Raw genomic sequence first — 25,967 nt, 5'->3', positions numbered from 1 at the left:
TTAGTTGCCTCCAAAGATACGCTCGAAGAATCCCTTCTTCTTAACATCGAGGAAGCGATGTTCCACGGTCTTGCCCAGCAAGCGATCAACGGCATCGCTGTACGCCTGGCCGGCGTCGCTCTGGTCGTCAAGAATCACCGGCACGCCTTGGTTGGATGCCTTCAGGACGGCCTGGGATTCCGGGATCACACCCAGCAGGGTCACGGCGAGGATTTCCTTGACGTCTTCAACGCCGAGCATTTCGCCGTTGCTGACGCGCTCAGGGTTGTAGCGGGTCAGCAGCAGGTGTTCCTTGATCGGATCTTCACCTTTCTCGGCGCGCTGGGACTTGCTGGCCAGCAGGCCGAGCATGCGGTCCGAGTCACGTACCGACGACACTTCCGGGTTGGTCACGACGATGGCTTCGTCGGCGAAGTACATCGCCAGGTGAGCGCCGGTTTCGATACCCGCCGGGGAGTCGCACACTACGTATTCGAAGGTTTCCTTCAGTTCAGCGAGGACTTTGCCTACGCCTTCTTTGGTCAACGCATCTTTGTCGCGGGTCTGGCTGGCGGCCAGCACGTACAGGTTCTCAAGGCGCTTGTCCTTGATCAGGGCCTGCTGCAGGTTGGCTTCGCCGTTGACCACGTTGACGAAGTCGTACACCACGCGGCGTTCACAGCCCATGATCAGGTCGAGGTTACGCAAGCCGACGTCGAAGTCGACGATGACTGTCTTGTGGCCGCGCAGAGCGAGGCCGGTACCGATAGCGGCGCTGGTGGTGGTCTTACCCACACCACCCTTGCCGGATGTAACCACGAGAATCTTGGCCAAGGTGTTTCACCCCTAAGGAAAAAGGACTTTCAGTCCCTGAAAAACATCTCTTGATACTCGCTGCAGGCGGACAGCCTTTGTAGGAAAAAGATGTGGTTTCCGTAGGGGAAACGCCAGCTTTCAATTATTCCTACACAAGTATTGCCGGTTTCGCTGTGCTATCAGAGTCTAGAGATGCTTGGAAAATGCGGCAGTATCCGTTAAAGACGGGTGATGTTCAACACATCGCCCGACAGGCTGACTTGTACCCCGGCCCCCCACAGCGGATCGCGGCGCAAATCTTCCGAAACCTTGTACTGGCCTGCGATGGACACTAGCTCAGCGGTCAACTGCTGGCAAAAAATACGGGCCTTGGTGTCACCCTTTATGCCGGCCAGTGCACGACCGCGCATGGGGCCGTATACATGGATGTTTCCGTCGGCAAGAAGTTCCGCCCCCGGGCTTACCGGGGCGATGACGACAAGGTCGCCACCCTGGGCGTAAATCTGCTGCCCGCCCCGCACGGGAGAGGTGATGATCTTTGTAGGCTTGATCGTCGGCTCTGGTGGTTTCTCGGGTTTTTTCTTCTCTTCGCCGACCAACGGGTCAAGCGGACGCTCACGTGCGCCGGACGGCGGCAGTACTGGCAGTTCAATGGCGATCGCCGCGGCAATGTCTTCGATACGGCTGGCACGAATCGCCAGGGTGCGCAGGCCATGCTGGCGGCACACACGCATCAACCCGGGCAGGTCGACAGCGCCCTGGCCGGCCGGGAGTTTGTCCAGGGCCAGCACCAGCGGCGCATTGTTGAAGAAGTTCGGCGCCAGGGCGACCTTGGCGGCGAGCTGGCGGTCCAGGGCGTCAAGGTCATTGCGGGCCAGTTCCAGCACGGTAATGGCGAGCATGCTGCCTTTCAACTGGAACACGGGATCTTGGTCTAGCGGTTCGGTTTGGCTCATGGTCGGCAAAGCGGCTTGTCACGAAAAGTGTCGAGACTTATAACGAGAACATCCGCTAGCCGCAAGCCGGGTCGAACCGTTGTAGAATGCGCGGCCGTTGTCTTTACCGGAATCTTTAATGGATCGCCCGCGTTTTCGAGCTGTATTTTTTCACCCGCGTTTCTGGCTGCTATGGCTGGGGCTCGGTTTGCTGTGGCTGATTGTGCAGTTGCCGTACCGGGCTTTACTGGGGATTGGCCGTGCCTTGGGTGCGGGAATGTACCGGGTGGCCGGTGAACGTCGACGCATTGCCGCGCGAAACCTGGAACTGTGCTTCCCGGAAAAATCCGCCAAAGAACGTCAACATTTACTCAAGGAAAACTTTGCCTCCACCGGCATCGCTTTTTTCGAGATGGCCATGAGCTGGTGGTGGACCAAGCCGCGGCTCGCGCGCCTGGCCCATGTCGAAGGGCTGGAACACCTCAAGCAGGCGCAGCTGGAAGGCAAGGGCGTGATCCTCATGGCCCTGCATTTCACCACCCTGGAAATCGGCGCCGCCTTGCTCGGGCAGAAACACACCATCGACGGCATGTACCGCGAACACGGCAACCCGTTGTTCGATTTCGTCCAGCGCCGTGGCCGCGAGCGGCACAACCTTGATTCCCTGGCCGTAGAGCGTGAAGACGTGCGCGGCATGCTCAAGCTGCTGCGGGCCGGCCGTGCGATCTGGTACGCACCGGACCAGGACTACGGCGCCAAGCAAAGTATCTTCGTGCCGTTGTTCGGTATTCAGGCCGCCACCGTCACGGCCACCAGCAAGTTCGCACGCCTGGGCAAAGCGCTGGTAGTGCCGTTCACCCAGGAACGCCTGGCCGACGGCAGCGGTTATCGGCTGGTGATCCATCCGCCGCTGACCGACTTCCCGGGTGAATCCGACGAGATCGATTGCCTGCGCATCAACCAGTGGGTCGAGGCTTCCGTGCGCGAATGCCCCGAGCAATACCTGTGGACCCACCGCCGCTTCAAGAGCCGGCCACCGGGTGAGCCTAAGCTGTACGAAAAACGCCGTCGTTGATCTGAAGTCCCCAAGCACCATGGAGTGATGCAATGCGCCCAGCTGAACCGGTCACAGGCTTGATTCTTTCCGGCGGCGGGGCGCGGGCCGCCTATCAGGTGGGGGTATTGGCGGCGATTGCCGAGCTGTTGCCGCCGGGGGCGGCCAATCCGTTTCCGGTGATTGTCGGCACCTCGGCCGGGGCGATCAATGCGGTGAGCCTGGCCAGCGGCGCCATGGACTTTACCGCCGCCATCCAGCGCCTGACCGCCTTCTGGCAAGGCTTTCGCAGCCATCTGGTGCTGCGCAGTGACTGGCCCGGAGTGGTCAGCCAGGCCAGTCGTTTCCTTATTCACAGCCTGCTGGGGATTGGTGCGCAAGTGCCAGTGGCGCTGCTCAACAGTTCGCCGCTGCGGGATTTGTTGCGTGACAAACTGCACCTGGAAGGCATCAACGAGGCGATTCGCCAGAAACACTTGCATGCAGTGGCCGTCACCGCTTTCGGGTACGAGTCCGGGCAAGCCGTGACCTTCTATCAGGGCGGCGGCACCATCGATGCCTGGCTGCGCCATCGGCGTATCGGTATTCCCACGCAATTAACCGTTGAACACCTGCTGGCCAGCTCGGCGATTCCGTTGCTGTTTGCGCCGGTCAAACTCGACCAGGAATATTTTGGCGACGGTGCCGTCCGGCAATCGGCACCCATCAGCCCTGCGTTGCACCTGGGAGCCAGCCGGGTGCTGGTGGTGGGCGTCAGTGGCAACCCGCGCGGCAACGACCCTTCGAACCCGGTACGTACCTTCACCGGCCAGGAGCCGACTTTGGCGCAGATCGGTGGGCACATGCTCAACAGCACGTTCATCGATAGCCTGGAAAGCGACATCGAATTGCTTGAGCGCCTGAACCAGTTCAGCCATGTGTTGCCTGCCGATGCGGCGATACAGGGTTTGGCACCGGTAGAGGTGCTGGTGATTGCACCAAGCCAGCCGATCGACGAAATCGCGGCACGTCATCGTCAGGAGTTGCCGGCGGCATTGCGCCTGTTTCTGCGTGGGCCGGGGGCGACCAAAACGAGCGGGGCGGGCGTGCTCAGTTACCTGCTGTTCGAGGCGGGGTATTGCAGCGAGTTGATCGAATTGGGACGGCGGGATGCGCTGGCCAAGCGCGAAGAGCTAAAGCGGTTTTTAGGCCTGACCTGATTCCCTGTAGGAGCGAGCTTGCTCGCGAAGAACCTGAGAGCGGCGCGTTTATTCAGAATAGGCGCGGTGTTCTTGCGGTCTTCGCGAGCAAGCTCGCTCCTACAGGAGAAACATCAGAAGTGGTACTTCACCAACAAACTCGCGGTGTCCTGATTGGTCTCGAACGCGCCGCTGTCCTGGATCCCGTACTTGTTCTTCCAGTAGTCGTATTCGATACCGACATACAACTGCTTATCGCCCCAATGCAGCGCCTTGCCCAGGTCATATTTGATCTGCGGGTTGAAGTGCAGGTTGGCGTGGTAAGTGCCGCGGGCGTTCTTGTCGTTATCCACGACCCAGTCCATAAACCCGTCGATCAGCACATTGGAGTTGCCCACCGGAATCGTGTATGACCACACCGGCGTGATCTGCCACACGCCATCACCCGGGCGATTTCCTTCGGTCTGGCGCTGGTAGAAGTTCAGCTGGAAGTAGTCGAAGCCGGGGATTGCCAAGTCGAAACCAGGACCCACCAGGTACGACTCGTTGTCGCCTTCGCCGAACTCGTAGGTAAACGCCAGCAACACGTCCTTGATCGGGCCGAACGACAGGTCTTTGTCGAAGATCTTGCCGAACGACAAACGTGGGCTGAACTCGCCGTAGTAAGTACTTGGGCCGACGTTGCCGTCTTCCTTGCCGTTGTAAAAGATGCGGTCGAGGAAGAAGAAGTTGTCGCCGTACTTCCACGCATCGGCGTGTTCGAAGGTTACGGTTTGCTGGATCTGCGGGTTAACGGTGAAGTTCTTGCCCCACAGATAAGTCAGGCTGTTGTTCTGCCACTGCAGCAGATCACCGGCCATGGCCTGGCCCCCGGCCAGCAGGGATCCTGCCAGCATCAGGCTGTTCACAGTACGTTTCATTCGGTTGCTCCCGAGGTAAAGGTTTCTGGTTTTTTTTCTAAGCGGACGCTCTGGTGTGGCGTCTTTTTGCTTGCCGCAAAAATCGTCTGTTCGGTCAGCTTTAATGCTTTTAGCAAGAGCTGCGCCAAGGTGTTTAAAAAGCCAAAAAATCCCCGTCGGCTGTGATGACCACAGTCGAATTCGGAGAGTTTTTGCACACGTTGGCTGCGGACTTGGGGCCCGGATAAGTTGGCCTTGCAGTCAGCTTTTACATTCGCTGTTTTTTTTTGAGTCGATTTGAGCGGGCGCCGAGAATACTGACTCCGAGGCGGGTGCTCAAGTGCGCCGTTACAGAGCGCGCGGGGCGAGAATGGGGCACGGCGGGTAGCCGGCCCCGGGTGAATGGCGTGCATGGTGTATTCCCTGATCGTTATTGTTTTTGTTGTGACGCAGGAATCAATGTTGGTGTGCGTGTTCGCTTGCGGCAGCGCGTTCGGCGCCGCCCAGAATGTTGAACAAGAGGTTCAGCGACAGCGCGCTGAGGGTGGCCATGGCGATGCCGCTGTGAGTGATCGGGCTCATCCACAGTGGCAACTGCGCAAAGAACTCGGGACGCACGACCGGGATCAATCCCATGCCGATACTCACCGCCACCAGCAACTGGTTACGGCGGTCGGCGATGTCGGCTTCCTGGAGGATCTTGATCCCGGTGGCCGCCACCATCCCGAACATGGCAATCGCCGCGCCGCCCAGCACTGCGGGGGGAATCGACGCTACCAGGAGCGCGGCCTTGGGCAGCAGGCTCAGCACAATCAGAAACGCCCCGGCCATGATCGTCACCGAACGGCAGCGCACACCGGTCATCTGCACCAGGCCGATGTTTTGCGCGAACGAGGAGTGAGTAAAAGTGTTGAAGAAGCCGGCAAAAAACGACGCGCCGGCATCACACAACAGGCCGCGACGCAGCATCTTCGGCGTAACTTCCTGGCCGGTGATCTTGCCCAGGGCGAGGAACATCCCGGTGGACTCGACGAAGATAATCACCACCACCAGGCACATCGACAGAATCGGCGCCAACTCGAACTTCGGCATGCCGAAATGCAGTGGCGTCACCACTTGCACCCACGGTGCCTGGGCCAGGCCGCTGAGGTCGACCATGCCGATCATCCCGCACAACCCATAGCCCAGAGCCATGCCGATCAGTACCGAGATATTCACCCAGAAGCCGCGCATGAAACGGTTGATCAACAGGATGGTGGCCAGTACCAGCGCGGCAATCGCCAGGTAAATCGGTGAGCCAAACGTGGACGCCGCCGCGCCCCCGCCGGCCCAATTGACCGCGACGGGAAACAGCGAGAGGCCAATGGCGGTGATCACGGTGCCGGTCACCAGCGGCGGAAAGAAGCGCACGACCTTGGACATGAACGGCGCGATCAAGATGCCGAAAAAACCGGCGGCGATGGTCGCGCCGAAGATCCCTTGCAGGCCGATGCCGGGCATGCCCGCCATGGCGACCATGCTGCCGACCGCGGCGAAACTGGCGCCCATCATCACCGGCATGCGAATGCCCACCGGGCCGATGCCGAATGACTGGACCATGGTTGCGATGCCCGCCACCAGCAGGTCGGCGTTGATCAGGAAGGCGATTTCTTCACGGCTCAAGCCTGCGGCCTGGCCGATGATCAAAGGCACGGCGACGGCGCCGCCGTACATCAGCAAGACGTGTTGCAGGCCTACCAGAATCAGTTGCAAGAGGGGCAGCCGCACCATGGCGGGCGCGGCAGGAGTCTGCGTTTCTAGCTGGGACATGCAACACCTCGGATCTTTTTATTGTTGTGTTGTTCGGCATTCGATTGCCGGTAGCGCTGCCCTTGATCCCTGTAGGAGCGAGCTTGCTCGCGAAGGTCGTCAACGATAACGCGCGCATCCAGTTTGAGCGCGTTGCCCTTGAGCTTTTCGCGAGCAAGCTCGCTCCTACAGGGGAGGGGGCCGATGTTTAGTTGGTACGCGCCCCCTGATTGATCCAGGTGCCAATCAAGTCCCGTTCCTGCTGGGTCATCTGAGTGATATTGCCCAGCGGCATGATCTGGCTGGCCACGGCCTGCGCCTGAATGCGCGGGGCCATTTGCTGGATCTGCTGCGGCGTATCAAACATCACACCCGCCGGTGCGGCACTGAACAGCGGGCTGGTCGGCTTGGCCGAATGGCACACTGCGCAGCGCTCCTGAATCACCCCGTGGACCTTGTCAAAATCAATCGAGGCCTGGGCCGGTGCTGCTTCGGCAGGCGCCGGTGCAGGTGCCGCGGGTGCAGCCGGTTTAAGCCCGCCACCCAGCGCCGTTTCCGGCAGTGGCTGGTACTCGATGGCCGCGGGTGCCTTGGCCACTTCCGGTGCAGTCGCCACCGGTTTTGGGCCGGTCACGTACGCCAGGCAAATCATCGCCAGTGCGCCTACGGGCAAGGTCCAGGCATATTTCTGGCTGTTGTGACGGGTGTTGAAGTAGTGACGCACCAACACCGCCGCCACCGCGATACCTGCCAGGATCAGCCAGTTGTATTGGCTGCCGTAGGTGCTCGGGAAGTGGTTGCTGATCATGATGAACAGCACCGGCAAGGTGAAGTAGTTGTTATGACGCGAACGCAGCAAACCCTTGGCCGGCAGTGCCGGGTCGGGTGTGCGGTTTTCTGCAATCGCCGCCACCAGCGCACGCTGGGCCGGCATGATGATGCGGAACACGTTGCCCACCATGATGGTGCCGATCACGGCGCCCACATGCAGGTACGCACCACGGCCGCTGAACACTTTGCTGAAGCCATACGCAGCGGCAATCAACAGCACGAACAGGATCAGGCCGAGCAGGGCAGGGCGCTTGCCCAGGGCCGAGTCGCAGAGAAAGGAGTAGACGAACCAGCCGACAAACAGCGAGCCAATGCCCAGCAGTACACCTTCCGGACCGGTCAGGCTGCTGCCCGGGGCCAGCAGGTACAGCGTCGGGTTGGCGTAGAACACCACGCACAGCAGCGCGACGCCGGACATCCAGGTGAAATAGGCTTCCCATTTGAACCAGTGCAGGTTGTCCGGCATGGTCGGCGGGGCCAGTTTGTATTTTTCCAGGTGGTAGATACCGCCACCGTGGATCGCCCACAAGTCACCGGCGAGACCGTCCTTGGGGTTGACGCGATTGAGGTTGTTTTCCAGCCAGACGAAGTAGAACGAAGCGCCGATCCAGGCGACGCCGGTAATCATGTGAACCCAGCGCACGCTAAGGTTCAGCCATTCCATCAAATGTGCTTCCACAGTCTTTACCTCTCGCCTGTCACTCTGTCGTCGAGTGATCAGACCTTCTCTTATTGGTGGGGGGCGAGGATCAACTGCTCATCCTCTTTAAAAAAATGCTCATCGCAGTTATTGCCTGTGCCACTGCGATCAACCACCAGGAAGTCATCCCGCTTTTCGATCGTCAGCACCGGGTGGTGCCAGACGCCGCGATGGTAATTAATGCCCTGCCTGCCGTTGGTGACGAAGGCGCGGACCAAGCCCGATACAGGTTCATCGCCAAGTGGCGCGACCACGATCAGAAAGGGGTTGCCGAACAGCGGGATGAAAGCCTGGCTGCCCAGCGGGTGTCGTTCCAGCATGCACACGGTCAGCGGCATGTCCTGCGCGTCGGCGCGGAAAATGCTGATGATCGCGTTATCTTCTGGCGTGGCGGTTTGCACCGTCGCCAGTTTATGAAAGCGCATGGTCGACCCGTTGTTGATCATGAAGTGATCGCTGCCATCGGTTTCGATAACGTCTCCGAAAGGGGCGAAGGCTTCTTTGGTCAGGGGTTCGATCATCAGTGTGCGCATGGCTGTCTTCTTATCCGGATTCTGTGTTGTTTGCTTTTGTGGCGAGGGAGCTTGCTCCCGCTGGACTGCGTAGCAGTCCCATTTCCTGGGGCCGCTTCGCGACCCAACGGGAGCAAGCTCCCTCGCCACAGGTTCACCGCTTACTTCGAGACCTTACCGAGAACCCGCAGGCGGCTCACACCACCATCCGGGAATACATTCAGACGAATGTGGGTGATCGGGCCCAGTGCCTTGATCTGCTCGGCAAACGTGTGTTCAGCATGCATTTCCAGTTTCTGCGCCGGCAGCAGTTCGCGCCAGAACAGCGATTGGGTTTCGATCTGGCTGTCGGTGCCGCCCTTCACGAATGCGCCCTGGATCGAGCAGGTGTCCGGGTAGTTGCCCTTGAAGTGCAGGGTGTCGACCACGATCTTCTCGATCTCGCCCGGGTTGCCCAGTGCGACGATGACCCAGTCATTGCCCGGCGTACGACGACGGGCGGTTTCCCAGCCGTCGCCCATGTTGATGCCACGGCCCGGGTTGAGGATGTTGCTCATGCGCCCGAAGTGTTCATCGGAGCAGGCCAGTGCACGGCCGCCGTTCAATGCAGCTGCCAGGTCGACTTGTTCGTTGTCGCCCACCGCCGACCAGTCGCGGAACGGAATGCCGTACACACGCAGACGGGCTACACCACCGTCCGGGTAGATGTTGAAACGCAGGTGGCTGAAGGCCTGGTCGTTGTTGATCTCGTGGAAGTGATGGCTGTTGCCTTGCAGCTCTACAGCCGACAGCACTTCAACCCACTGGGTGTTGTCGTCCGGCTCGCCGGACGCCAGGAAGCAGGCTTCCAGGGACGCCGATGGCGGGAAGTTGCCGGTGAAGAATGAAGTGTCGATGTCCACGCCTTTGATCGAACCCGGTACGCCCAGGCGGATCACCGCGCTGTCGTAGCCTTCGAAGCGCTTGCGGCGTGACTCCCAGCCGTCCATCCACTTGCCGTTGTCATCGAAAACGCCCTCCTTCCACACGGCCGGGGTCGGCTGGAACAGGCGGTTGGCGTCGGCGAACCAGTCATCGGTAACAGAGATGATCTTGGTGCCCAGGCGGGCGTCGGCCAGGTTGACGAACTTCTCGAAAGGTACGGCGTAAGCTTTCATTCTTCTTGTCTGCCTTAAAGTAAGTGGCTTGGGATGCTCGCCAGGCCCTGGGCGTTCATGAACCGCTCGGGCCAGGTCTGCTAAAGGGTCAGTAATCGGAACAACGCGATTTTATTGATCTCGGCCAGCGCGCATTTGAACTCGGCTTCCACCGAGTTGTGAATGCGCGTTTCAAACGCGGCGAGGATCTGATGCCGGTTGCTGCCTTTTACCGCCATGATGAAGGGAAACTTGAACTTGGCCTTGTAGCCATCGTTCAGCTCGGTGAAGCGCGAAAACTCGTCGCTCGAGCATTGGTGAATACCGGCGCCAGCCTGTTCATGGGTGCTGGCTTCGGTCAACTGGCCCTGGACGGCAGCTTTGCCCGCCAGGTCCGGGTGAGCGTTGATCAGGGCCAGTTGACTGGTGTGATCGGCGCTCAACAGGATGTCGCTCATGCGCTGGTGCAGGGTTTCGATCTCGTCGATCGAAGCGTCCTGGCCCAGGTCGAAGGCCTTTTCGGCCACCCATGGCGAATGTTCGTAGATGTCGGCGAAGGCTGCGACGAACTCGTCGCGGCTCAGGGTCGACGGTTTCAAGGTCTGGAACGCTGTCATTTGGCGGCTCCCTGGAAAGGGTGTACGGCATGCCAGTGACGGGCGATGTCGACGCGGCGGGTAAACCACACCTGGTCATGGCCCTTGGCGTATTCGATAAAGCGCTTGAGTGCCGCCAGGCGCGCCGGGCGGCCGATCAGGCGGCAGTGCAGGCCGATGGAGAGCATCTTCGGTGCTTCCGCGCCTTCGGCATACAGCACATCGAACGCGTCTTTGAGGTACTCGAAAAAGTCGTCGCCCTTGTTGAAACCCTGGACCTGGGTGAAGCGCATGTCGTTGGTGTCCAGGGTGTAGGGGATCACCAGGTGCGGCTTGCCGGTCGGGTTGTTGGGTTCCCAGTAGGGCAGGTCGTCGTCGTAGGTGTCACAGTCGTAGAGGAAACCGCCTTCCTCCATCACCAGCCGCCGGGTGTTGGGGCCAGTGCGCCCGGTGTACCAGCCCAGTGGGCGTTCGCCGGTGAGTTCGGTGAGGATGCGGATCGCTTCGAGCATGTGCTCGCGCTCCTGGGCCTCGTCCATGTATTGGTAGTCGATCCAGCGGTAGCCGTGGCTGCAGATTTCGTGGCCGGCGGCGACCATCGCGCGGATCACGTCCGGGTGGCGCTGGGCGGCCATGGCCACGGCAAAGATGGTCAGCGGGATATCGAATTCCTTGAACAACTTGAGGATGCGCCACACGCCGGCCCGGCTGCCGTATTCGTACAGCGATTCCATGCTCATGTTGCGCTCGCCTTGCAGCGGTTGCGCTGAGACCATTTCGGACAGGAAGGCTTCCGACTCTTTGTCGCCGTGCAAGATGTTGCGCTCGCCGCCTTCTTCGTAGTTGAGTACGAACGACAGGGCGATACGGGCCTTGCCTGGCCAGTGTGGGTGAGGAGGGTTACTGCCGTAACCGATCAGGTCGCGTGGGTAGTCAGCGCTCACTGCAGTCTTCCTTCTTGTTCGTGGTAGCGGTGTGTGTGGCGGCCGGGCAGCGAAAAGACTGGGGTGGCGTCACAGCGATGACTGATTGTATACAACTTAGTGCGCACTTTGTAAGCCTGTATTTCTGCATTTTTTCCGCAGGGTCTTTGCAGAATAGCACTGCAAGAAACCTGCCTGACTGGTCAGCTATATTGAAAAAAACCTCCTTTACTGTAGGAGCGAGCTTGCTCGCGAAAAACCTGAGAGCGCCTCGTTACCTCTGAAGCGCTGCGTTATCGTTAACGATCTTCGCGAGCAAGCTCGCTCCTACAGTATCGGCGTCAGCAACGTATAGCGGGTTTGTTGAATTTATTGTGTACAATTTTTTTGAAAAGTGTCTTAATCAGTCATTGCCGGCTTTTTCAGTGACCTGAAAAGGTGCGGTCTTTCACTTTACTGACTTCGGGAGGCGCGCAGACGCTATGGGACGTTTGACCACACACGTATTGGACGCCGCGCACGGCTGCCCTGGCAGCGCGATCAAGGTTGAGTTGTACCGTGTCGAGGGCACACAGCTTGAACTGGTGGCCAGCACCCTGACCAACAACGACGGCCGTTGCGATGCACCTCTGCTGCAAGGCGATGACTACCGCAGCGGTGTCTATCAGTTGCAGTTCAGCGCCGGTGACTACTACCGCGCCCGCGGTGTGCAACTCCCCGAACCTGCGTTTCTCGACGTGGTGGTACTGCGCTTCGGCATCAGTGCCGAACAGGATCACTATCACGTGCCTTTGCTGATTTCGCCTTACAGCTACTCCACCTATCGCGGTAGCTGAGTCGTCACCGCGCTTCACACCCCCAAAGCTCTTCGTTGGTTTTTCGCCCGCTCACACTGCGGGCTTTTTTTCGTCGGGTGATCGGGCCCTATCTATGTAAAGCCCGCCGCATGATCAAGCTGCTTACGCTCGGATTTTTAATCAGGAGCCGATAGTGACATGGCTACAGATCCCGACACTTTCGTCTGGCAGCAAAAGATTCGCGACGGCCTGACTCGCCGCCTCGGCCGACACAACGCACCCAGCCAATTCATCAACCAGTTGCAGCTCGCTCAGGTACGTTGCGCCGAATCGACCAAGGCACTGCGTCGCCTGATGCTCCGTGCACCCAGCCTGCGGCGATGGGTGCGCGCGGCGTCGACGCAAACTCTCGCACTGGGCGTGCCACCAGATATCCGGGCAACCACCACGGGTTATTGGCAGGGCCTGGCCCCCGGTAGTGCGCTGGACCGTGAAGCGCGGTGGGTTGAGTTGTGCACCGAGGTATTTGCCCAGCGTGCGTTGCTGGCTCATGGGCTGTGCATGTTGTCAGACCATGGGTTGGCCATGGTCCTGGAGCTGGTGGACGCCCCTGACGTGTCAACGCGCCTGGCTGCGGGCGGCGCCTGGGAACGGTTGCAGGTCAGCGGCTTGCTCTGGCCTCGCGATGTTGCCGGGGGTGTTTCGGTCGCCGGGGCCCTGCACCTCTACCGCAGTGGCGACGGGCTGAATAATCGACAGGTGGTTTACCTGCCTGCGTCAGTGCAGCCCTTTCATGAGTTCGACAGCCTGAGACAGCTGCAACATCGATTACCGGAGGTGATAAACGGGGCGCAACGCGCCTTACTTTGGCAATGCCTGCCTCTGGTGAATCGACATGAACTGGCGTTGGATGTGAATAGCACGGTGCAGGCTTTCAGCGTTCGCCGCGCGCCGATTTTGACCGCTGATGCCCTGCGTCAGAGTGCGTTGGCGCAACTGCACACCCAGCGCGATAACGAATGGGCGAGCATCGATTCCCGTTACGCACCCTGGCTGACAGACAAGGTGGGCCAGGGATGTGACATGAGCCCTGCGCAGCGTTTACGGCTGATTGAGCGCAGTCGGCACGGGGCTCCGGACATGCCTGGGCTGAGCATCGCCGTTGAGCAGTTACTGGGCTGGGATGGTTACCGTCGAACAGGGCACATCACCTGCGCAGGGCTCGGTGCAGGCATGGCCTTTCGCACTCGGGAGGCATTGGTGCGGCGTCATGAGCAGGGGCTTCTGGCGTTGCTGGATCCCGCCGATTGGAGCCGCGATCACCAACCTTTTGGCGCTTTTATCACGTTGCAGACACAGTGGCAGCAGCAGGCTGAGACGGTGCGGCTGCTGCTGGAGGGGCACACGTCACAACTGGGGAAAAAAGCCTTCTGGATGTATGTGCCTGCGGGAGCTTCGCGGCATCGAGCCGCACAGTGGCTGCTCGCTCGCAGCCAGGCCCTGCTCCAGGATGCGCAACTGCAATACCGTTTGGGCCTGATCAGTGAAGATAACCTGGCCGCACTGAGTGAAGCCCTTGCATGGCGGGCCCCGGCTGAGGACAGCACCCGCAGCACCCGCGTCGTGCAACTGTCTGTGGGGCGCAGTGAGCAACCGCTGTATCGGTTGGTGGGAGTGTTTGTCGTCACTACTGTGCAAGCCCTCGTCCAACCGCAGGCCAGGCATCCCGTCCTGTTGCAGGTGCCGGGCATTGATGGAGGGTTGCAGGCGTTCGAGTCTCTGGATGAGCTACAGGTTTGTATTGATGCCAGCCTCAAGAGCCCGGATGGTTCGATGTTGTGGCGTTGTATAGGGCGCGATGAACGAGCGCAGGCGAAGGCCTTGGTTGCAGCACTTGGCACACAGGCAATGTTCGTGTCATTCCAGTTGATGGGGGCTGATGTGCTAGCGGACAGTTTCAAGGAGCAGATCAAGTGCCAGGCGCGAGTCGAACGCTGGGTGGCGCAGGGTGCCAAGCCGTTCAGTGAGGTCACAGACCCGACCCTGACGCACACCTTGCTGGCCCGTGAGTTGGCAGACAACCTGCACCTGCCCACCAGCGCCGCCCGCGCCATGGCTTTGGCCAATGTTAGCCTGCTACGGCTGGCGGCTGCCCGGACAAACGCTTTCCCCGCATGGCTAACCACCGCGCCCCGTGCCCTGCGCAAACGTTATCAGGGCCATTACATCCATTATCTGACCAGCGTCCAGGCGCTTGAAGAACAGCTGCTTAAGATGTTGCCGAGCCTGCAAACCTTTGCTCGCAAAAACCTGTTGGCGCAGTTGAGCCGTGAAGGCCTGATTCATCTGGACATCGATCAACCGCTGCTGGATATGCCCGATGATGTCTGCACTCATTGGGAATCGCATCCGCAGCGCCCGGCTGGGGATTCTGGCATACGGGTGGTGGTCAGCAAGGAGCGCCACACCTACAGCCTGCTGCAACTGGCGTTGCACAATCTGGATGAAGAGGCCCCCTGGACACAATGGCGCTTGAAGCGCGGCAGCTACCTGGACCCGCAGGTACAGCGGCTTTTGCCCCCTGACAAACTGGTCAAGCTGATCGCCAGCCTGGATCTTGCGGGTGCGTACGAGCAAATGATTGATCAGGTGTTCTACGCATCCAGCTCGCCTGTACTGTTCCAGGCGCTGGTCCAGCGACCGCTGGCGCAGCTTGCACGCCTGGAGTTATTCAGCGCCCGGCAACAAGGGTTAAGCGACGCAGCGCAGAGCATTTTCTCCACTGCACTGGCGGCAAAGACGCCACAGGACCTGCAGAAAAACGGCCACCAGTTGCAGCTGTTTTGCCCACACCTTGCGGCGTTTACCTTGCAACAGCCCCGGCACATCGCCGGTGTGTTGGTCATTCATGATCGGCTATCGGCCAAAACCCTGCTTTATTGGCCGCACATAGCCGGTCATCCGCCCCTCAGCGAACATGCGAGCCTGGAAGCGGCACAGCAGGCGCTGATGAACATGGCCGGCACGCCGCAAAACCGTCAGCACCTGGCCCGGCACATCGCTCCTGGTTGGGAGCACCAGGCGCTGCGCAGTTATCCGGTACCCATGGAGCCTGCGTTCGGGACTATCGATTGGCGCGGTGCCGCTACTTCACTGTTCGATCTGTTTCAGGAGTCTTACTGGGTAAAGGCCGCGCAGCTTGTCGGGGGGCTGGTGCGCTGGTTCAAACGCCGCCGGGAGTTTCCCGCCAGCCACTTGGCAGAGATCGAGCAGGAGATCAACGAGCAGCACGAGCAGGCGCCGCAGCACTGGTTGGGGCTCACGGCTACCGGCGCCAGTGACATCTTGAGCATCCTGGCCCATGCCCACGTGCTGGGCTTACGGCGGGAAGTGCGGGCCATGGCCAATTCCCAGCAAGCGCTGGCGAGCTATCGCAAATGGCGCCTGGGCGAGCAATCGGAAGCGCGAGTGCGGGGAATATTGTCGTTTATCCCGGGCGTGAGCATCGGCGTCAATATTTATGAAGTGCTTCTGGCGGCCCGGCGGTTTCACCACAGCGGTGATCCTGCGGATGGCGTAGGTGTCGGGTTTGCTGTGTTGATTCTGTTGGCCGATGTGGCGCTGATGTTGCTGCCTTCTGCCAAGGGCACGCCGAAGCCTGGGTTGCAGGCCAGGACGTCGGTGATGAACCTTATCCAGCTTCGCCAGGCTGGGTTTTCCAACCTGGGGTTGACGGTCCCTGCGTGGGGGGTAAAGGGCCTTGAAGGATTCAAGAAAGCGTTACCGGTGGATGGGGCCGTCGCGCTGCACGGGCCGGTAAACAAGGGCACGTTTGTTAAGGCTGGCGAACAGTTTGTGTTGGATGACGGCCAGGCGTATCCGGTCTACCGACGCCGCAACGAGCGGGCGCTGCGGCTCAAGAGCCCGCGGAACGACGCTCAGGATGAGCTGGTTTTGTACATCGAACAGTCCGGTGAACGGCTGTTGGGCGCCGATGCCCCCGAGCCGCGGCCTGGGCCCAGTTCAGGTATTCACAGGCCTTGGGAGGCGCAAACGCCGGCAACCGAATGGGTTGCCCCGCCGGCTTCTCATACTGACCTGATAGCCCGGCAACCGGTATTGGCCTCAAGCCATTGGCAGGGCTGGGGGAGGTCGCTGCAGAGGCGGGTGACACAAGAGACTTCCGCAACTCGGCGGTTGTATCGGGTTCAGGGGGACGAACCCTTCGATGCGATAAAGCTGGGGGCGAATTTCTATGAACTGTTGCCCAGCGGCTCGAAGGCGTCGGACAGTATCGTGTTTATCAAAAAACCCGAGGTGGTCGCTGCAGAGCCGCGTCACGGGTTTATGCGCTGGCTGCTACCGGATGTGCGCGAGCAACCCGTTCCCGCAATGTTTGGCGCTGATGGGTTGTGGGTGCCACGTGAGCCATTGTTCGCCAGGCCCCTCGACGAATCTGTGAGGTACGCGTTCCCCGGTTTAACCCCTTCCAGTAATCGCTTCGTGGCTGAGCGTCTGGTGGAGCTGGCTGATTCCGGTCGCTCAATGACCGCGACCCGCCTCCTCAATATTCGTCTGACACTGGACGACTGGCTGCCTCCAATACCCAGAGCGGTGGGCCAGACGGATGACTTGTTGCGCATGCTCAGGCCGATTGTTCGCCGAGGTCATAAGAGCGTCAATATAGGAAGGGAGGGGGTTGTTCCCGGCCTGGAGCGCCTGGACTTTCAACTGCCCGTACCGCTTGACCCGGCTGTCCTCAACAATACGTCCATCAGCCACGCCAGGCCTATCGCCGCGCAACTGATGGTCAAGCAGGTGCTGGAGCAACAGGGGTTTTCGGTTCGACGACTGTACAAAAGCGGCTCCCCGCTGTTTTATAACTTCGTCTGCATCCATCCGAAGTCAAGCAACCTCTATTTCGTGCTGACGCGATGGGCGGAGTCGCCCAGCATTACCCTGAAATCCCGCAATATGTTGCAGCTGTCCGATGCGTGGTTTCGCAGTGCTGGCCAGTCGACAATCATGTTTCAGGCCGAGCGCTATCACCCTGTCCTCAAAGCGCTGGAGGAGCGGCGCCTGGTGCGGATTATCGCCGGCATACAACGTACCGAGGGTTCCGGCGTCACGGTGTTCTTCGTCAAACTGATACCGTTTTGATGGGCAATGCTAACGGCTCAGCAACGACGCTGCGCCGGCTCCGGAAAACAACCCGGCACTGACCCGGTTGAACCAGCTTTGGCCCTTGCCGCTGCGCAGATACCGCGCAGCGCCATGGGCGCCCAAGCCATAGGCCAGTTTGCACAGCAGGTCGAGCGCGGTCCAGGTGGCGATCATGATCAGCAGCTGCGGCAAAAAGGCCTGCTGGGCACTGAGAAACTGCGGCAGGAAGGCGGCGAAAAACAGGATGTCTTTCGGGTTGCTGGCGCCCAGCACAAAGGCCCGGCCAAACAGCGCGCGAAAACGCGGGGTGGCGGCCACTTGCGGCACGTCGGCACCGAGTGACGGCTGCCGCGATTGCTGCCAGCTCTGCCAGGCAAGATAAAACAGGTACAGCGCGCCGACGATCTTCAGGGCGCTGAACAGCTGCTCCGAGGCCAACAACAACGCGCCCAAGCCCAGCGCCGAGGCGCTCAACAGGCAGATGGAAGCAATCACCCCACCGAGAAAGGCCGGGTACGAACGGCGCAAGCCGTAGTTCAAACTGTTGCTGATCATCAGCAAGGACAGGGGGCCGGGGATCAGGATCACCACCAGCGCAGCGCCGCTGAACAGCAGCCAGGTTTCCAGACTCATTGCATTCCTCCATTCGTACAAAAGCCCCACCCGACGGGGTGAGGCAGGGTCAAGCCAGTTGGCCTACAGGAACGCGAACTTGGCGATGAAGATCGCGCACAGCACCCACAGGCTGATGGAAATTTCCTTGTGTTTACCCGTGCCGGCCTTCAGCGCCACGTAGGTGATAAAACCCAACGCGATGCCATCGGCGACGGAGAAGGTCAGAGGCATCATGATCGCCGTGACGATCGCCGGAATGCTGTCGGTGGCGTCGTCCCAGTTGATATGGGCCATACCGCTCATCATCAGCATCGCCACATAGATCAACGCGCCTGCCGTGGCATAAGCGGGAATCATGCCAGCCAGCGGCGCAAAAAACATCGCTGCGATAAACAACACGCCAACCGTAACGGCCGTCAGCCCGGTACGGCCACCGGCGGCAACCCCGGCGGCGCTTTCGACGTAACTGGTGACGGGTGGCACGCCGACCATCGCGCCGAACACGCTGGAAGCACTGTCGGCTTTCAGGGCGCGGGAGAGGTTTTCGATCTTGCCATCGGCATTCACCAGCCCTGCACGCTGGGCCACGCCCATCAAGGTGCCGGCGGTGTCGAACATGTGCACAAACAGGAAGGCGAACACCACGCTGATCATGCTGACGTTGAACACGCCCATCACGTCCATGGCCATCCAGGTCGGCGCCAGGCTTGGCGGGGAGGCGATGATGCCGTGGTACTCCACCAGGCCCAGGCCCCAGCCGGCGAGGGTCACGGCGATGATGCTGATCAGGATCGCGCCGAATACCCGGTGGTAGCTGAGGATCGCAATCAACAGGAAGCAGATGGCCGCCAGCAGCGGGGCGGGCTCATGCAGGGAGCCGAGCTTGATCAGGGTGGCCGGGCTTTGCACGATGATGCCGGCGGTTTTCAGGCCGATCACCCCGAGAAACAGTCCGACACCTGCGCCCATCGCGTGGCGCAGGCTCACCGGAATGCTGTTGAGCAGCCACTCGCGAATACGCGAGAGCGTCAGGATCATGAACAACACACCGGAGATAAACACCGCACCCAGTGCCGTCTCCCAGTTGTAGCCCATGGTGCCGACCACGGTGTAGGTGAAAAACGCGTTCAGGCCCATGCCTGGTGCCAGGCCTACCGGCCAGTTGGCGTAGAGCCCCATCAACAGGCAACCCAGTGCGGCGGCGATGCAGGTGGCGACAAACGCCGCGCCGTGATCGATGCCGGCGTCGGCCATGATGTTGGGGTTGACGAAGATGATGTAGGCCATGGTGATAAAGGTCGTGAGGCCAGCGATCAGCTCGGTCTTCACTGTGGTGCCATGCAAGCGGAGTTTGAACAGGCGTTCCAGCCAACCGTTGTGGGTTGGCGAGAGGTCGAGCGTAGGGGCTTCGGATTTGCGGCTTTCCACAGCAAGTACTCCTCAAGAGTTTTATTGTTATTTCCAGCGCCGGACACATGAGTGGGCAGCAGCGCTTTGAGGTACCAGCGGGTTTTGTTGACCAATAGGTCAGGAACTCGCACGAAGCGAATTATGCTTTTGTATACAAATAAAGCAAATAATGTTTTCTATTTTGTGTGCGAAAAGGATGAAAGGCAATTCAGGATTGGCCGCCGAGTGCCTTGTTTACCGCCAGCCAGCCCTCTACTGCCGTCTCGCCAGCCTCGGCAAACGCCCGTTGCAGAAGCTTCACTTGCTCGCGACGCAGGGATTGTTCGAAACGCTGACCTTCTTCGGTCAACTCCAGCAGGCGCTTACGTTTGTCGGTCTCGGACGCCACGCTGTTCACCAAGTGCATCTCCTGCAACTGGCGCAGCGGCATGTTCAACGCCTGTTTGCTCACGCCGAGCAATTCCAGTAACTCCTTGACGCTCAAGGCCGGGTAGCGCGCGATAAAAAACACGATGCGTTGATGCACCCGGCTCAGGCCCCGGCGCTCAAGCATTTCGTCGGCCTTGGCGGTGAACGCCTGGTAGCCGAAGAAGAAGGCTTCCATGGCGGTTTGTTGGCTGGTCTGGTTTTTAAGGTCAAGCATATTGACGTATCTGCCCAAGTCGTCGTAATTTCGGTCAACCAGTTTGACGTATTTTCCTCAGGCTTCGCTACCGGTGACCCATATGGCCTTCTCAGAACGTGTTTCGCGCCTCAAAAGCTCCTTGATCCGTGAAATCCTGGCGGCGGCGCAAAAGCCGCAGGTGATGTCCTTCGCCGGTGGCCTGCCGGCCGAAGTGATGCTGCCCAGGCTGGATTGGGAAGGCATGCCGCTGAATATTGGCCAGTACGGCATGAGCGAAGGCGAGCCGCAGTTGCGTGAGTTGCTGGCGGCCGAGGCGCGGGGGCTGGGTATTGCGTGCCAGGCCAGCCAGGTCATGGTGGTCAGCGGCTCCCAGCAAACCCTGGATTTGGCGGCCAAGTTGTATATCGACAAAGGCACCAAAATCCTGCTGGAAGGCCCGACTTATCTCGCGGCGTTGCAGATATTCCAGCTATTCGGCGCCGAGTGCCTGACCGTGCAGCTTGAAGCGGACGGTCCGGACCTGAAGGCGCTGCGCAGCAGCCTTGAGCAGCATCGTCCGTCCTTCGTCTACTTGATCCCGACGTTCCAGAACCCCTCGGCGGTCCGCTACAGCGAGGCCAAGCGCGAGGCCGTCGCCGCACTGTTGGACGAGTTCGGCGTGACCCTGATCGAAGACGAGCCCTACCGCGAACTGACCTTTGACGGCGGCAGCGCGCAACCCATCGTCAGCCGGCTGAAAAAGGCCAGCTGGATCTACACCGGCACCGTATCCAAGACGTTGTTGCCCGGCCTGCGGGTCGGTTACCTGATCGCCAGCCCGGACCTGTTCCCGCACCTGCTCAAGCTCAAGCAGTCGGCGGACCTGCACACCAACCGCGTTGGGCAGTGGCAGGCAATGCAATGGATCGGCACCGAGAAATACCAGCACCACCTGGTGGAACTGCGCAGTTTCTACCGAGGCCGCCGCGATGCATTCCAGGCTGCACTGGCGCGGCATTTCAGCGACCTGGCCGACTGGCAAATACCCCAGGGCGGATTATTCTTCTGGCTGACCTTGAAACAGCCGCTCGATACCCGCACCTTGTTGGCACCTGCGCTCGACCAGGACATCGCGTTCATGCCCGGTGAGCCGTTCTTTTCCGAGCCGGATAACCATCACGGTCACCTGCGGCTCAATTTCAGCCATATCGACCCGGCGCGTTTGGACGAAGGTCTCAAGCGTCTTGCCGCGGTGGTCCGTCAAGCACAGCACGCGCAAGCGGCATAGGGGAGCCTCCATGTACAAGGTTTACGGCGATTACAAATCGGGCAACTGCTACAAGGTCAAACTCATGCTCAGCTTGTTGGGCATCGACTATGAGTGGATCAATGTCGACATCCTGAACGGCGACACCCAGACCGCAGAGTTCCTGGCCAAGAACCCCAACGGCAAGATCCCGGTGCTGGAACTCGAAGACGGCACCTGCCTGTGGGAATCCAATGCGATCCTCAACTTCCTCGCCGACGGCAGCGAGTTCCTGCCCACCGAACCGCGCCTGCGCACCCAAGTGCTGCAGTGGCAGTTTTTCGAGCAGTACAGCCATGAACCGTATATTGCGGTTGCGCGGTTTATCCAGTTTTACCTGGGGCTGCCGGAAGATCGGCTGGAGGAATACAAGAAGCTGCACAAGGGCGGTTATAAAGCCCTGAAGGTGATGGAGCGTCAGCTACAGTTGACGCCGTACCTGGTGGGCGACCAGTTCTCGATTGCCGATGTGGCGCTGTATGCCTACACCCATGTGGCGGATGAGGGTGGTTTTGACCTGGGCGCTTATCCGGGTGTGCAGGCGTGGTTGAAACGCGTGGCCAGCCATCCAAAGCATGTGCCGATGCTGGGCTGATCACCGGTCTTCTACTGTAGGAGCGAGCTTGCTCGCGAAAAACGCAAGAACCCCGCGGGGTATCAAGTGCCCCGCGTTATCGTTAACGTTCTTCGCGAGCAAGCTCGCTCCTACAGAGTTCGAAGCACCGTTCTGCCGCCGGGCTCAACGGCTGCCCACTCCGACTGATCAACCCGATCTCCCGGTTCACCCCCGGATGATTAATCATAATCCGCTTCAACCCTTCCAGGCTGTCCGCCGCCGATTCCGGCAACACACTGATCCCCAATCCCTGCCGCACCAACGCCAACACGGTCGACATGTAGTTGGCCTCCATCCCCGCGAGCATCGTCAGGCGTGTTTCGTCGAACAACGCGTCCACCTGTTCCCGCACGCTGCTGTCGCGGCCAGTGAGGATGATCGGCTGCTCGGCCAGTTGCTCCAGGCTCAACTTTGCAAAGCGAGTCAGCGGATGATCCAGCGGCACGAACGCACATAACCGATCATTCAGCACTGGCACAAACGCCAGCCCATGACTCAGCCGCGCCCGCACGCCAATGCCGAAATCCACCTCGCCCGAACGCACTTGCGCATGAATGCGATGGGCCACCAGGTCATGCAAGCGCACCTCGATCCCGGCAAAACGCTCGCGAAACAGACGTAGGGCAGGCGGCAACGCACCGGCGCACACGGAGGGCAGGGCGGCGATGGTCACCACGCCTCGACGTAGCGCCGCAAGGTCGCGGGAGCCGGTGACGATGTTGTCCAGGTCCAGCAATAGCTTCTCCATCGGCCCGCGAGCGTCCAGGCCGGCGGCGGTGATGCTGACGTGGCGCGGGCTGCGGTCGAGCAGGGCAACCCCGAGCCATTCCTCCAGTTGTTGAACTTGGACGGTCAGTGCCGAGGGCGATAAATGCAGTTCGTTAGCCGCCTTGGTAAAGCTGCCCGTGCGGGCTACGGCGAGAAACGCCTGGATATGCTGGATCGAATTTTTCATTTTTATTTTGCTCGAACGTTTTGTTTTTTCGAATGTGGAGTGCCGAATATTCCAATTTACAAAGCCTAACGCGATTCCAATACTCCAGGAAAACAATAACCGGCCGAAAACGCCGTTCTGGAGTTACCCCATGCTCGCTACCCTGGGTGTCATCACCATCCTGTGCCTGCTCACTGCCGTCATGAGCAAACGCCTGTCGCCACTGGTGGCCCTGATCGCCTTGCCGATCATCGCCGCGCTGCTCGGCGGTTTCGGCCTGCAAACCAGCGCCTTCATCATCACCGGCATCAAGAACGTCGCCCCCGTGGTGGGCATGTTTGTGTTCGCGATCCTGTTTTTCGGGATCATGACCGATGCCGGCATGCTGGATCCAATCATTGATCGCATCCTGCGCACGGTAGGGACGCGTCCTACACGGATTGTCGTCGGTACCGCGACCCTGGCGTTGCTGGTGCACCTGGACGGCTCCGGCGCGGTGACCTTCCTGGTGACGATCCCGGCGATGTTGCCGCTGTATACGCGATTGGGGATTGATAAACGCATCCTCGCGTGTGTGGCGGCGATGGCGGCCGGGGTCAACTTCCTGCCATGGACCGGCCCGGTGTTGCGCTCTTCGGCGGCGTTGCATGTGCCGGTGGCGGACTTGTTCCAGCCGCTGATCCCGGTGCAGATCGTCGGCCTGGTCTTTGTGTTTGCCTGCGCCTGGTGGCTGGGCCACCGTGAAGAAAAACGCTTGGGGCTGGGCGCCGGTTCCAGTGTGGACGCCGTGCCGCAACGGGTGCTCAGCGAGGATGACATTGCCCTGCGTCGCCCGCGGCTGTTCTGGGTCAACCTGATCCTGACGGTGCTGGTGATGGTGGTGATGATTGCCGGTTGGGTCGACCCGGTGGTGATGTTCATGCTCGGCACCGTGGTGGCGTTGTGCATCAACTACCCGAACGTCGACGCCCAGCGCGCGCGGATCGATGCCCACGCAAAAACCGCCCTGACCATGGCCAGCATCCTGCTCGCCGCCGGTGTGTTCACCGGCATCATGCAAGGCACCGGCATGCTCAAGGCCATTGCCGAGGTGGCGGTGGCGCAGATTCCGGCGGGCCACGGCAAGCTGATCCCGGCGGTGGTGGGCTTCCTGTCGATGCCGTTGAGCATGCTGTTCGATCCCGACTCCTACTACTTCGGCGTGATGCCGGTGATTGCCGAAGTCGGCAAAGCCCTGGGCGTCGACCCGCTGCAAGTGGCCCAGGCCTCGTTGCTGGGCGTGCACACCACCGGCTTCCCGGTCAGCCCGCTGACGCCCGCGACCTTCCTGTTGGTGGGCCTGTGCAAGATCGAACTGGCCGATCACCAGCGCTTCACCATCCCCTTTCTGTTTGCCGCGTCGGTGTTGATGACCCTGACGGCTTTGCTCCTGGGAGTGATTTGACATGAAAACCTTGCGCATCGGTTCCGGCGCCGGCTACTCCGGTGACCGTATCGAGCCTGCGGTGGAATTGGCCGAACAGGGCGACCTGGATTACCTGGTCTTCGAATGCCTGGCTGAACGCACCATCGCCCTGGCGCAACAGGCGCGGATCAGCGATCCACAAGGCGGTTACGACCCGCTGCTGAGTGAGCGCATGCGCCGCGTGCTGCCCTTTGTCGGCCAGCCCGGCGGGCGCCGGCGCTTGCGGGTAATTACCAATATGGGCGCGGCCAACCCTGTGGCGGCGGCAGTGGAAGTGCGCCGGATTGCCAGTGAGCTGGGGCTGAACCTCAAGGTGCTGGCGGTGATTGGCGATGACGTGCTTGAGACCCTGCGCGGCCAGCCGGAGCAGTTGCTCGACAACGGCCAGACCCTTGGCTCATTGGGCGATCGGCTGATTTCCGCAAATGCCTACCTGGGTGCCGACGGCATTATCGACGCGTTGCGCGCCGATGCCGACGTGGTGATCACCGGCCGGGTGGCAGACCCTTCGTTGTTCCTGGCGCCGCAGATGTTCGAATTCGGTTGGGCTGGCGATGATTGGCAACGCCTGGGACGTGGCACGTTGGTGGGGCATTTGCTGGAATGTGCCGGGCAGGTCAGCGGCGGCTACTTTGCCGATCCGGGTTTCAAGGATGTGGACGACCTGGCGCGCCTGGGCTTTCCGTTGGCCGAGATTGATGCCGACGGCGAGGCACTGATCACCAAGGTCGCCGGCACCGGTGGGCGGGTCAGCCGGGCCACGTGCATCGAGCAACTGATCTACGAAGTGCATGATCCGGCCGCCTACCTTACGCCGGACGTGTGCGCGGATTTTTCCGGGGTGGCGTTTACCGAAGAAGCCGTGGACCGGGTGCGAGCCCAAGGCGCAAGCGGACGGCCACGGCCAGAGCAGTTGAAAGTCAGTGTCGGGTATCTGGATGGCTGGATCGGCGAGGGTCAGATTTCCTACGGCGGCCCGGGTGCGGTCGCCCGTGCGCAGTTGGCTCGCGATGTAGTCCTCAAACGGTTGGAACTGACCGGCGTGCGCATGCAGGACGTGCGTGCCGAATTGATCGGCATCGACTCCCTGCACGGCCCGCGCAGCACTGTTGAACCGTGGGAAGTGCGCCTGCGCGTTGCCGCCCGCTGCGAAGAACGCAGCGAGGCGGTGCGCGTCGGCAATGAAGTGGAAACCCTCTACACCAACGGCCCGTCCGGCGGCGGTGGCGCGAGCAAGAGCCTGCGCCAGGTGGTAGCGGTGGCGTCGTTATTGCTGGCGCGCAATGCGGTCAACCCGAGGATCGAGTCATGAAGCTGCATACCCTGGCCCATTCGCGTACCGGCGATAAGGGCGACACCTCGAACATCTCGATCATTGCGTATCGGGCCGAGGACTATCCGCTGCTCTGCGAGCAATTGACGGCTGAGGCGGTGGCGGCGTTTTTTGCGCCGTTACTGGAGGAGGGCGCAGCACCGGTGCGGCGTTATGAGCTGCCCAATGTGCAGGCGCTGAACTTCGTGTTGCCGGGGATCTTGCGGGGTGGGGTGACGCGGTCGCTTGCGCTGGATGCCCATGGCAAGTGCCTGGGCTCTGCATTACTGGATATTGAATTGCGCTCCCTGTAGGAGCGAGCGTGCTCGCGAAAAACCTGAGAATCCCGCTGGGTGCCAGGCTTCCCGCGTTATCGTTTGCGACCTTCGCGAGCAAGC

Annotated in this window: 23 protein-coding genes and 1 pseudogene; 9 read left to right on the top strand and 15 right to left on the bottom strand. The window is 60.5% G+C overall.

From position 1 onward, the window contains the following. The gene (gene minD / locus HBJ59_RS00890; protein ID WP_003209098.1) at positions 1-813 is read right to left on the bottom strand and encodes a septum site-determining protein MinD; all 813 of its coding nucleotides are present in this window, start codon (positions 811-813) and stop codon (positions 1-3) included. A gap of 200 nt (positions 814-1,013) precedes the next feature. After that, positions 1,014-1,751 carry a septum site-determining protein MinC gene (gene minC, locus HBJ59_RS00885; protein WP_076017375.1) on the bottom strand — a complete coding sequence of 246 codons (738 nt, stop codon included), beginning with the start codon at positions 1,749-1,751 and terminating at the stop codon, positions 1,014-1,016. 118 nt (positions 1,752-1,869) lie between these two features. Here minC and HBJ59_RS00880 point away from each other — a divergent pair, with 118 nt between their 5' ends. Together HBJ59_RS00880 and HBJ59_RS00875 are read left to right on the top strand one after the other, a co-directional pair. Continuing rightward, positions 1,870-2,805 (top strand): lipid A biosynthesis lauroyl acyltransferase, encoded by a 936-nt coding sequence (locus HBJ59_RS00880; protein ID WP_076017376.1) that lies wholly within the window; start codon positions 1,870-1,872, stop codon positions 2,803-2,805. A 32-nt stretch (positions 2,806-2,837) separates the two neighbouring features. Next, positions 2,838-3,983, top strand: a complete 1,146-nt coding sequence (locus HBJ59_RS00875) for a patatin-like phospholipase family protein (RefSeq protein ID WP_076017377.1) — start codon at positions 2,838-2,840, stop codon at positions 3,981-3,983. Positions 3,984-4,096: 113 nt separating this feature from the next. On the opposite strand, the gene HBJ59_RS00870 is transcribed toward HBJ59_RS00875, so the two are convergent. The 8 genes from HBJ59_RS00870 to puuE form a co-directional block, all read right to left on the bottom strand. Next, positions 4,097-4,882, bottom strand: coding sequence for an outer membrane protein OmpK (locus HBJ59_RS00870; protein WP_076017378.1), 786 nt, complete (start codon positions 4,880-4,882; stop codon positions 4,097-4,099). Continuing rightward, positions 4,879-5,274 carry a hypothetical protein gene (locus HBJ59_RS00865; protein ID WP_143503702.1) on the bottom strand — a complete coding sequence of 132 codons (396 nt, stop codon included), beginning with the start codon at positions 5,272-5,274 and terminating at the stop codon, positions 4,879-4,881. Before HBJ59_RS00865 ends, HBJ59_RS00870 begins: the two co-directional genes overlap by 4 nt. A gap of 43 nt (positions 5,275-5,317) precedes the next feature. Then, positions 5,318-6,670, bottom strand: a complete 1,353-nt coding sequence (locus HBJ59_RS00860) for a nucleobase:cation symporter-2 family protein (protein WP_167662533.1) — start codon at positions 6,668-6,670, stop codon at positions 5,318-5,320. A gap of 187 nt (positions 6,671-6,857) precedes the next feature. Continuing rightward, complete coding sequence (locus tag HBJ59_RS00855; RefSeq protein ID WP_167662532.1) at positions 6,858-8,159, bottom strand: urate hydroxylase PuuD; 1,302 nt, start codon at positions 8,157-8,159, stop codon at positions 6,858-6,860. Between the two features lie 50 nt (positions 8,160-8,209). Beyond that, the gene (locus tag HBJ59_RS00850) at positions 8,210-8,713 is read right to left on the bottom strand and encodes an ureidoglycolate lyase (protein ID WP_167662531.1); all 504 of its coding nucleotides are present in this window, start codon (positions 8,711-8,713) and stop codon (positions 8,210-8,212) included. Positions 8,714-8,853: 140 nt separating this feature from the next. Further along, entirely contained in the window at positions 8,854-9,849 is a 996-nt protein-coding gene (alc, locus tag HBJ59_RS00845) for an allantoicase (RefSeq protein WP_076017382.1), read from the bottom strand. A gap of 80 nt (positions 9,850-9,929) precedes the next feature. After that, entirely contained in the window at positions 9,930-10,445 is a 516-nt protein-coding gene (gene uraD, locus HBJ59_RS00840; protein ID WP_076017383.1) for a 2-oxo-4-hydroxy-4-carboxy-5-ureidoimidazoline decarboxylase, read from the bottom strand. Next, positions 10,442-11,368, bottom strand: coding sequence for an allantoinase PuuE (gene puuE, locus HBJ59_RS00835; RefSeq protein WP_167662530.1), 927 nt, complete (start codon positions 11,366-11,368; stop codon positions 10,442-10,444). The genes uraD and puuE overlap by 4 nt, the downstream gene beginning before the upstream one ends. Before the next feature lie 461 nt (positions 11,369-11,829). Between puuE and uraH the strand changes: the two genes are divergently transcribed. Both uraH and HBJ59_RS00825 read left to right on the top strand, forming a co-directional pair. After that, complete coding sequence (gene uraH, locus HBJ59_RS00830; RefSeq protein WP_010176091.1) at positions 11,830-12,183, top strand: hydroxyisourate hydrolase; 354 nt, start codon at positions 11,830-11,832, stop codon at positions 12,181-12,183. Positions 12,184-12,342: 159 nt separating this feature from the next. After that, positions 12,343-17,304: a dermonecrotic toxin domain-containing protein gene (locus tag HBJ59_RS00825; RefSeq protein ID WP_167662529.1), complete on the top strand. Its 4,962-nt coding sequence runs from the start codon at positions 12,343-12,345 to the stop codon at positions 17,302-17,304. Positions 17,305-17,313: 9 nt separating this feature from the next. Here the strand turns inward: HBJ59_RS00825 and HBJ59_RS00820 are convergent, their stop codons facing one another. The 3 genes from HBJ59_RS00820 to HBJ59_RS00810 form a co-directional block, all read right to left on the bottom strand. Further along, positions 17,314-17,940 (bottom strand): LysE family translocator, encoded by a 627-nt coding sequence (locus HBJ59_RS00820; RefSeq protein ID WP_167662528.1) that lies wholly within the window; start codon positions 17,938-17,940, stop codon positions 17,314-17,316. A 63-nt stretch (positions 17,941-18,003) separates the two neighbouring features. Then, positions 18,004-19,350 carry an NCS2 family permease gene (locus tag HBJ59_RS00815; protein WP_167662527.1) on the bottom strand — a complete coding sequence of 449 codons (1,347 nt, stop codon included), beginning with the start codon at positions 19,348-19,350 and terminating at the stop codon, positions 18,004-18,006. Between the two features lie 190 nt (positions 19,351-19,540). Further along, positions 19,541-19,975 carry a MarR family winged helix-turn-helix transcriptional regulator gene (locus HBJ59_RS00810; RefSeq protein WP_010176086.1) on the bottom strand — a complete coding sequence of 145 codons (435 nt, stop codon included), beginning with the start codon at positions 19,973-19,975 and terminating at the stop codon, positions 19,541-19,543. Positions 19,976-20,057: 82 nt separating this feature from the next. Between HBJ59_RS00810 and HBJ59_RS00805 the strand changes: the two genes are divergently transcribed. Further along, a complete protein-coding gene (locus tag HBJ59_RS00805) occupies positions 20,058-21,224 on the top strand; it encodes a PLP-dependent aminotransferase family protein (protein ID WP_167662526.1) in 1,167 nt (388 codons plus the stop codon). A gap of 10 nt (positions 21,225-21,234) precedes the next feature. Beyond that, complete coding sequence (locus tag HBJ59_RS00800) at positions 21,235-21,837, top strand: glutathione S-transferase family protein (protein ID WP_167662525.1); 603 nt, start codon at positions 21,235-21,237, stop codon at positions 21,835-21,837. Positions 21,838-21,849: 12 nt separating this feature from the next. Here HBJ59_RS00800 and HBJ59_RS31330 read toward each other — a convergent pair. Both HBJ59_RS31330 and HBJ59_RS00795 read right to left on the bottom strand, forming a co-directional pair. Continuing rightward, a pseudogene (locus HBJ59_RS31330) lies at positions 21,850-21,939 on the bottom strand (outer membrane lipoprotein carrier protein LolA); the annotation flags it as partial. Further along, positions 21,920-22,813, bottom strand: coding sequence for a LysR family transcriptional regulator (locus HBJ59_RS00795; RefSeq protein WP_076017390.1), 894 nt, complete (start codon positions 22,811-22,813; stop codon positions 21,920-21,922). The pseudogene HBJ59_RS31330 and the gene HBJ59_RS00795, both read right to left, overlap by 20 nt. 130 nt (positions 22,814-22,943) lie before the next feature. Here HBJ59_RS00795 and HBJ59_RS00790 point away from each other — a divergent pair, with 130 nt between their 5' ends. The 3 genes from HBJ59_RS00790 to HBJ59_RS00780 are packed head-to-tail and all read left to right on the top strand — an operon-like array spanning position 22,944 to position 25,883. Next, positions 22,944-24,236 (top strand): CitMHS family transporter, encoded by a 1,293-nt coding sequence (locus HBJ59_RS00790; RefSeq protein WP_167662524.1) that lies wholly within the window; start codon positions 22,944-22,946, stop codon positions 24,234-24,236. A gap of 1 nt (position 24,237) precedes the next feature. Further along, positions 24,238-25,569, top strand: a complete 1,332-nt coding sequence (locus HBJ59_RS00785; RefSeq protein WP_167662523.1) for an acyclic terpene utilization AtuA family protein — start codon at positions 24,238-24,240, stop codon at positions 25,567-25,569. After that, positions 25,566-25,883, top strand: coding sequence for a hypothetical protein (locus tag HBJ59_RS00780; protein ID WP_076017393.1), 318 nt, complete (start codon positions 25,566-25,568; stop codon positions 25,881-25,883). The genes HBJ59_RS00785 and HBJ59_RS00780 overlap by 4 nt, the downstream gene beginning before the upstream one ends. Positions 25,884-25,967: the final 84 nt, after the last annotated feature.

Origin of the sequence: Pseudomonas sp. AN3A02 (assembly GCF_011765255.1) — a bacterium.
Lineage (GTDB): Bacteria > Pseudomonadota > Gammaproteobacteria > Pseudomonadales > Pseudomonadaceae > Aquipseudomonas.
This window is presented reverse-complemented; position numbering and strand designations above follow the sequence as displayed.

Coding starts and splice junctions, on each gene's coding strand:
- minC (WP_076017375.1), bottom strand. CDS start 1,751: ATGAGCCAAACCGAACCGCTAGACCAAGATCCCGTGTTCCAGTTGAAA.
- HBJ59_RS00880 (WP_076017376.1), top strand. CDS start 1,870: ATGGATCGCCCGCGTTTTCGAGCTGTATTTTTTCACCCGCGTTTCTGG.
- HBJ59_RS00875 (WP_076017377.1), top strand. CDS start 2,838: ATGCGCCCAGCTGAACCGGTCACAGGCTTGATTCTTTCCGGCGGCGGG.
- HBJ59_RS00870 (WP_076017378.1), bottom strand. CDS start 4,882: ATGAAACGTACTGTGAACAGCCTGATGCTGGCAGGATCCCTGCTGGCC.
- HBJ59_RS00865 (WP_143503702.1), bottom strand. CDS start 5,274: ATGCACGCCATTCACCCGGGGCCGGCTACCCGCCGTGCCCCATTCTCG.
- HBJ59_RS00860 (WP_167662533.1), bottom strand. CDS start 6,670: ATGTCCCAGCTAGAAACGCAGACTCCTGCCGCGCCCGCCATGGTGCGG.
- HBJ59_RS00850 (WP_167662531.1), bottom strand. CDS start 8,713: ATGCGCACACTGATGATCGAACCCCTGACCAAAGAAGCCTTCGCCCCT.
- alc (WP_076017382.1), bottom strand. CDS start 9,849: ATGAAAGCTTACGCCGTACCTTTCGAGAAGTTCGTCAACCTGGCCGAC.
- uraD (WP_076017383.1), bottom strand. CDS start 10,445: ATGACAGCGTTCCAGACCTTGAAACCGTCGACCCTGAGCCGCGACGAG.
- uraH (WP_010176091.1), top strand. CDS start 11,830: ATGGGACGTTTGACCACACACGTATTGGACGCCGCGCACGGCTGCCCT.
- HBJ59_RS00825 (WP_167662529.1), top strand. CDS start 12,343: ATGGCTACAGATCCCGACACTTTCGTCTGGCAGCAAAAGATTCGCGAC.
- HBJ59_RS00820 (WP_167662528.1), bottom strand. CDS start 17,940: ATGAGTCTGGAAACCTGGCTGCTGTTCAGCGGCGCTGCGCTGGTGGTG.
- HBJ59_RS00810 (WP_010176086.1), bottom strand. CDS start 19,975: ATGCTTGACCTTAAAAACCAGACCAGCCAACAAACCGCCATGGAAGCC.
- HBJ59_RS00805 (WP_167662526.1), top strand. CDS start 20,058: ATGGCCTTCTCAGAACGTGTTTCGCGCCTCAAAAGCTCCTTGATCCGT.
- HBJ59_RS00800 (WP_167662525.1), top strand. CDS start 21,235: ATGTACAAGGTTTACGGCGATTACAAATCGGGCAACTGCTACAAGGTC.
- HBJ59_RS00795 (WP_076017390.1), bottom strand. CDS start 22,813: ATGAAAAATTCGATCCAGCATATCCAGGCGTTTCTCGCCGTAGCCCGC.
- HBJ59_RS00790 (WP_167662524.1), top strand. CDS start 22,944: ATGCTCGCTACCCTGGGTGTCATCACCATCCTGTGCCTGCTCACTGCC.
- HBJ59_RS00785 (WP_167662523.1), top strand. CDS start 24,238: ATGAAAACCTTGCGCATCGGTTCCGGCGCCGGCTACTCCGGTGACCGT.
- HBJ59_RS00780 (WP_076017393.1), top strand. CDS start 25,566: ATGAAGCTGCATACCCTGGCCCATTCGCGTACCGGCGATAAGGGCGAC.